Source organism: Flavobacterium sp. GNP010, from assembly GCF_056428945.1.
Window position 1 is genome coordinate 1 of the sequence record NZ_JBWJVK010000132.1, and the last position, 728, is coordinate 728.

Genomic DNA, 728 nt, shown 5'->3' on the forward strand with positions numbered 1-728 from the left:
CGCGAAACCGAAAAAGTAGTACTTTTCAAAGATAACTAAAATAGGATATTATGACTACAAAAAAAAGCATCCTGATGCGTTAAGAGAAAACAAAATTCTAAACCAAGCCAAACGAGAAGTTCCAGGTTTCGAGGAACTTTTAGATCGATTTGAGAGAACCGTTTCGATTTTGGGCAGAAGCCAAAGTACCTTTAATAACTATTCGCGGCATGTTGCGGCTATCTCTCTTTATTTTGGTAAAATCCCAACTGAATTAGATGCTGAACAAGTTCAGGACTACTTGTTTTACCAACAAAAAAAGTCCCTGCCTGGCCGGCAGGCCGGCAAAACACCTTCGCAAACGTATTTTAAACACTGCGTTTACGGACTTCGGTTTTTGCTAAAATCTGAGGGTTTGCCTTATGAGTTTCTTCGTTTACCGTCCATAAAACACGAGAAAAAGCTCCCTGTTGTTTTAAGTAAAGAAGAAGTTTGGGCGATGTTACAAAACGCCAAATTACTCAAACATAGAATTCTGATTGGCTTGCTTTATGGCTGCGGACTGCGCTGCATGGAAGCTCGAAGTGTACGGTTGCAAGACTTGGATTTCGATAGAAAACAACTTAAAGTCGTTCAAGGCAAAGGTAAAAAAGACCGATACGTTCCACTTTCGGAACACTTGATTCGGGGACTAAAAAAATACATCGAAGCCGAAAAACCTCAAGATTATCTTTTTAACGGACAGCCTT

Annotated in this window: 1 protein-coding gene; it reads left to right on the forward strand. The window is 40.0% G+C overall.

Annotated features, from left to right (window positions below):
• Positions 1 to 169: 169 nt before the first annotated feature.
• Positions 170 to 728: tyrosine-type recombinase/integrase (locus AC061C_RS15865; protein WP_478291979.1), on the forward strand; the 559-nt coding region annotated here is incomplete at its 3' end.